7 protein-coding genes are annotated in these 5,829 nt (G+C 64.4%); all 7 read left to right on the top strand.

Going from position 1 to position 5,829, the window contains the following annotated elements; genetic code table 11:
- A partial coding sequence (locus NUW23_12470) for an HAD-IC family P-type ATPase (GenBank protein MCR4426979.1) occupies positions 1-1,037 on the top strand: 1,037 nt, incomplete at its 5' end.
- A 179-nt stretch (positions 1,038-1,216) separates the two neighbouring features.
- Complete coding sequence (locus tag NUW23_12465; protein MCR4426978.1) at positions 1,217-1,594, top strand: hypothetical protein; 378 nt, start codon at positions 1,217-1,219, stop codon at positions 1,592-1,594.
- Between the two features lie 37 nt (positions 1,595-1,631).
- Positions 1,632-2,267 (top strand): F0F1 ATP synthase subunit A, encoded by a 636-nt coding sequence (gene atpB, locus NUW23_12460; GenBank protein MCR4426977.1) that lies wholly within the window; start codon positions 1,632-1,634, stop codon positions 2,265-2,267.
- 6 nt (positions 2,268-2,273) lie between these two features.
- Positions 2,274-2,525, top strand: a complete 252-nt coding sequence (gene atpE / locus NUW23_12455; GenBank protein ID MCR4426976.1) for an ATP synthase F0 subunit C — start codon at positions 2,274-2,276, stop codon at positions 2,523-2,525.
- Between the two features lie 29 nt (positions 2,526-2,554).
- Positions 2,555-3,058 carry a F0F1 ATP synthase subunit B gene (atpF, locus tag NUW23_12450; GenBank protein ID MCR4426975.1) on the top strand — a complete coding sequence of 168 codons (504 nt, stop codon included), beginning with the start codon at positions 2,555-2,557 and terminating at the stop codon, positions 3,056-3,058.
- Entirely contained in the window at positions 3,051-4,931 is a 1,881-nt protein-coding gene (gene atpA / locus NUW23_12445; GenBank protein ID MCR4426974.1) for a F0F1 ATP synthase subunit alpha, read from the top strand. Before atpF ends, atpA begins: the two co-directional genes overlap by 8 nt.
- The coding region (locus NUW23_12440) for a F0F1 ATP synthase subunit gamma (protein MCR4426973.1) at positions 4,915-5,829 on the top strand (915 nt) is incomplete at its 3' end. The genes atpA and NUW23_12440, both read left to right, overlap by 17 nt.

Genomic DNA, 5,829 nt, shown 5'->3' with positions numbered 1-5,829 from the left:
TGATCTCGGTTCCCCTGTCATACTTTGCCGGTATCGGGGGAGCGTCCCGCCGTGGGATCCTGATAAAGGGGGCGAACTTTCTCGAGACCCTCACCGCGGTAGACACTGTGGTGTTCGACAAGACAGGCACCCTCACCGAAGGATCCTTCAGGGTTGTCGAGGTGACCGGGACGAACGGCTTCTCCCAGGGTGATGTGCTGAGGATGGCCGCTCGTGCCGGCGCCCACTCCACTCACCCGGTATCCGCCTCGATCCGCCGGGCTTACACCGCCGGCGGTCCGATGAGGGTTCTCGATCTCGCGGCAGTGGCGGAGTGCGACGAAATCGGAGGATGTGGAGTCAGAGCGATGCTCGACGGAGTGTCCGTGATCGCCGGGAACGACCGAATGCTTCACCGGGAGGGCATCCCCCACGACATATGTGAGACGGACGGGACTGTCGTGCACGTAGCCTCCGGGGGTGCGCTGGCAGGAAGGATACGTGTGGCCGACACTGTGAAGCCAGGCGCGGCCGAGACAGTGCGGAGGCTTCGTTCGGCCGGAGTCCGGCGGCTCGTGATGCTGACCGGGGACGACGCCCACGTAGCAGAGCAGGTGGCAGCCGAGGTCGGAATACCGGAGTTTCACGCGAACCTACTGCCAGAAGACAAGGTGGCGGCAGTCGAGGCTGTCATGGCCGAGCCGGGACGGCCGAGCGGAAGCAAGGTTGCGTTCGTGGGAGACGGTATCAACGACGCCCCCGTGCTCACCCGCGCGGACGTCGGGATCGCCATGGGAGCTCTGGGCTCAGACGCAGCCATCGAGGCCGCGGACGTCGTGATCATGGACGACAACCCCGGCAAGATCGCGGATGCTCTGTCCGTAGCTAGGCGTACCAGGCAGATCGTGGTGCAGAACATCGTGTTCGCCCTGGGAGTGAAGGGGATTGTGATGGCACTCGGCGCGGTGGGACTGGCCAGCATGTGGGGAGCAGTCTTTGCCGACGTGGGCGTGGCCCTGATCGCCGTAGTGAATGCGACCAGGGCGTTTCGAGGGTGACGCGCTGAGTATAAGGGTGAGAGTCGAGGCTGTGGGGCAAGGTGCCCACGGCCTCGATTTTCTTATGGGGGTTCAGAACGGGCTAGTTTCTGTAACGGAATACGCAGGGGAAGTCCGGGGCAGTACTGGACAGTGGACCATGGGTGTCCAGGCTATCCCAATCCGGGAGGGAAGAGACGTTGTCGAGCCTCATGTCATTGCCGGGGTTCCTCCCCGGATTCGTGATGGGGGTGGCCGGGGCGGCCATCAACTCTGTGATGCTGTTGGGGCAGGTCAGCCTCACGGCCGCTGCGCAAGAGTCGGCCCGCGGAAGAGGGTCTTCCCGCGTTTCCGGGATGTGGTTCATCGCCAGGTCCTTCATCGCGTGTACAGCGGTATGGCTCGCGACCAGGGGCTGGGGACCAACCGGGGCATGGGGGTCGATCGTGGGAATCGGAACTGGACAGCTCGCTGCGGTACTGGCACTCGTAGGGATCGCACGGAGGGCTGAGCGCAGCGCGCCGTGCCCTGCACAGAGCCCTGACCCCGGGCTTGGGGGCGGCCAGGACGGAGACTGAGATCGGGGCACACACCGTCAGGGGCATCGGGGGTCTTGTGCTCAACTGGGACACGGTCGTCATGACCTGGGTGGTAATGGGCATTCTCACCGTGTTCGGCATCCTCGTCTTGTCGAGGCTCAACCCTGGGAGACCCTCGGGAATGCAGGCCGTGGCCGAACTCGCAGTTGAGTTCGTGGACGGGCTAGTCAAGAGGAACACACCCGGCCGGGCGGGAAGCGCCTTCCCGGTCATGAGCACCCTCTTCCTCTTCATACTCGTGGCGAACCTCCTCGGGCTCGTGCCAGGACTGCGGTCACCGACAGCGGATATCAACGTCACGCTGGCACTTGCGGTTTCGGTTTTCGCGACAAGCGCTGCGGTGGGGATCCGCACGAAAGGACTTGACGGGTACTTGCGTGAGTACTTCGAGCCCAATCTGCTCTTCTTGCCCCTGAACCTGATCGAGGCGGGGACCAGGATCATTACCCTCGCTTTCAGGCTCTTCGGCAACATGTTCGCAGGGGATGTCTTGATTCTGGTTCTCGCAAAGCTTGTGGCTTTCGTCGTGCCTCTATTCGGCCAGTTGTTCCACGTGTTCATCTCGGTCCTCCAAGCATACCTCTTCACGATGCTCTCCATCTCCTATGTGGCGATGGAGGCGGACCCAGGTCACAGCCACGGCAGGGAGTGAGTTACCGTGACACCTTCCCATATGGTGATCCTGACATCTATTGGGGCTATAGCGATCATCGTAAGCGTGTCGGCCGCAGTCGCGGCGCTCGGCAACTCCCATGTCGCAGGGAGGGCCATGGACGCCATTGCCCGGCAGCCCGAGGCCAGGAACTCTATCTTCTCGACCATGTTGATTGGCATAGGACTTGTGGAGGCCACTCCCATCCTCGCCATTGTCATCGCTCTCATTCTGCTCCTTGCGAACCCATTCCGCTGATCCGGGCAGGGCGTCCGGGGGGTTGAACCATGCTCAACCTGAACATGACTTTCGTCGCGACTCTGGTCAACTTCCTCCTCCTCGTCCTGATCCTCCGGGCCGTTCTCTACAGGCCGATCAAGAACGTGATCCGTGAGCGGGCAGAGACGGTGGAGAGGTTGCGCCGGGAGGCAGAAGAGGATAGGGCCGCAGCGGCCGCGCTGCGGGCAGAGTACGAGCAAAGGCTTGCGGAGGCCAGGGCTGAGGCAGCCTCCATAGAGGAGAGCGCGCACCAGGAGGCAGACAGGAAGTTCGATGAGATAGTGGCCAGGGCGAGGGACGAGGCAAGACGTGCCCACGATGCCCTCCGCGAGGAAGTGGAACGGGAACGGAGGCGCGCCTGGGAGGAACTCAGACACCTGGTCATCGACACTGCAATCGATGCCGCGTCCCGGGTGGTGGAAAGGTCCCTGGATAGCGCGGACAACCGGCGCATCGTAGAAGAGTTCCTGGCGGAGATGGAGAGTGGGGGGAGCGACAGACAGAATGCATGAACCGCCACTCCGGGTCAGAGTCCGAACAAGCGAGAGACTTCACGAGCGCGATCTTGAGCGCATAGAGGACCAGGTAGAGCTGAGGACGGGCAGGGATGTCAGGCTCTCTGTGGACATCGACCCTGCTGCGCTAGGGGGCATCTCCGTTCAGGCGCGGGACCTCCTGGTGGACGGAACAGTCCGCACCCGTCTGGCCTTCCTGTATTCACGGATGGAGAAAGCCACTGCCGGGCTCAAAGACCTGGATGCCCTCCAGGAGTTCGCGGCCGCTCTTCGGCGTGTAGTGGCCATGACGCAGTTCCCGCCCGCAGTGGAGCATGTGGGCACCGTGCTCTCTGTGAGCGACGGCATAGCCCGCACCAGCGGACTGGATATGTCCATGATGGGAGAGCTCGTCAAGTTCCCAGACGGCACCCACGGGATGGTGCTCAGCCTGGAGCGGAACGAAGTCTACTGCGTGGTCCTGGGATCCGACGAGAACATCAGGGAAGGCCAGACCGTGCGGTCCACCGGAAGGATCATGAACGTGGCGGTGGGACGGGCGCTTCTGGGCCGGGTGGTCAACGTGCTTGGAGTGCCGATCGATGAGGGCGGCCCCATCGTGCCGGACGCGCGGTCCCCGGTGGAGGCGCCGGCTCCCGGAATAGCTGACCGAAGCCCAGTCAGGGAACCTCTCTCCACTGGGGTTACCGTGGTGGATGCTATGGTTCCCATCGGCCGGGGACAGCGCGAGCTCATTATCGGCGACCGGCAGACGGGGAAGACCTCTCTCGCCATCGACGCCATCACAAACCAGCGGGGCAGAGGTGTCTACTGTGTCTACGTGGCCATAGGCCAGAAGGCCACGGCAGTCGCTCGTACGGTGGACATCCTGGAGCAGGCCGGGGCCATGCCGTACACCACGGTCGTCGTGGCGACTTCCGCTGATCCCGCGCCCCTCCAATTCCTCGCGCCCTACTCAGGCGCGGCTATGGCCGAGCACTGGATGTACTCGGGCAGGCATGCGTTGGTGGTGTACGACGATCTGACCAGGCACGCCCAGGCCTACCGGACGATGTCGCTCCTCCTCCGCCGGCCCCCGGGGCGGGAGGCCTACCCCGGGGACATCTTCTACCTCCACGCCAGGCTCCTCGAACGCGCCGTGAAGCACTCGGAGAACCTGGGCGGGGGTTCAGTCACGGCCCTTCCCATCGTGGAGACACTCGGAGGAGACGTCTCCGGTTACATCCCAACCAACATCATCTCAATCACCGATGGGCAGATCTTTCTTGACCCGGACCTCTTCTTAGAAGGCGTGCGACCCGCCGTCAACCCCGGGCTTTCAGTGTCAAGGGTAGGAGGAGACGCCCAGGTGCAAGCCATGAAGGACGTGGCAGGCCGGCTCAGGCTGGACCTCGCCCGCTACCGTGAACTGCTCACCTTCACGCAGGTTGGCACTGAATTGGACGTGGAGACCCGCCGGACACTCACACGAGGGGCTCGCCTCGTGGAACTGCTCAAACAGAGGCCGCTCGAGCACGTCCCCACTGAGGACCAGGTGATCATGATCTGGGCGGGCGTAAACGGTCTCTTGGATCACGTTCCGGTCGAGTCAGTACGTGAATCCGCCCGGAGGTTCGTGGAGATAGTGAAGAGAACCCGCCCGGCCGTGGCCCGGAGGATACGAGAGGGGGCCAAGCTCGCCGAGTCTCTCCGTGATCTGGAGGAGGCCGCGCGGGAGTTTCGGAGATCGGGCGGAGAGGCAGTTCGCGGGGAGGAAGGCCGGGGCGGCGCCGGGGAAGCGCGCGATCGGGGCACACCGGGCGGGACAGCGACACGGGGCTGGGATCTGCAGTCCGCGGAGGGGGCGAGGCGGCATGACAGAGGCCGCTGAGCTCACCAGGCGTACCAGGGCGGTCGAGAGTATCCAGTACCTTGCTCGGGCTCTCGAGCGCGCGGAGGCAGCTGCGTTCGCGCGCACCCAAGGTCTTTTGGAGCCAGCCAGGGAGTTCGCCAGAGCCGCCAGGGATATCCTCGCGGAGGTGGCGTGGCACGAGGATGTCCGGGCGGGAGGCATGGAGCTGGACGGCACGCGGCTGGGTGGCGTGCCCCCAGGCAGGGGTGCGGGCGAGCACCCGGGTGGGATCTGGGCGGTGGTGGTGGCTGGGCCGAACAGGGGGCTTGCAGGGACACTCGGCGCGGAGCTCCTGGCGGAAGCGGACAGGACCATTTCTGTCCTGGCCGGGCGCAACCATAACGTCGCAGTGGCAGTGGCCGGGAACATCGTCCTTCGCCATTTTGAGGAAGGCGGCCGGGAATTGCTCGTCGGGATGCCAGCCCCGGACGGAAGAGATGCGGCCCGCGCAGCCAGGGCGGTAGCGGGCGCTATATGGAAGTTGAGGGAAAGCCGAGGCCTCGCCGGGGTTACCGTGGTGCAGACCCGGTTCGAGAACATCCTGGAGCAGAGAGCGGAGGTAGAGGAAGTGCTTCCCGCCCCGGGCCGCGGCAGCGGGGGACAGGAGGAGTGGATCTTCGCCGGGGACCCTGGTGAGGTGCTGCTCGAGTCCGAGTACGCCTGCGTGCTCGCTGCGGTCCACCTCGCGCTTCTCGAGAGCAGGGTCTCTGAGAGTGCCGCCAGGATGCGAACGATGGGGACTGCGGCGGAAGGGGCAGGAGAGATGCTCGAGGAGCTGGAGGCCAGACGCCGACTGCTTCGGCAGTCCGCCATCACCAGAGAGCTCATCGAAATCGTCGAGAGCGCGGAGATCGTTACAAGAGCTGGCACGGGCGCG

The sequence above is a fragment of the Bacillota bacterium genome, from assembly GCA_024655925.1.
GTDB lineage: Bacteria > Bacillota > DTU025 > DTU025 > JANLFS01 > JANLFS01.
Note: the sequence above shows the minus strand (reverse complement) of the source record. Positions and strands in the feature narration are given on the sequence as shown.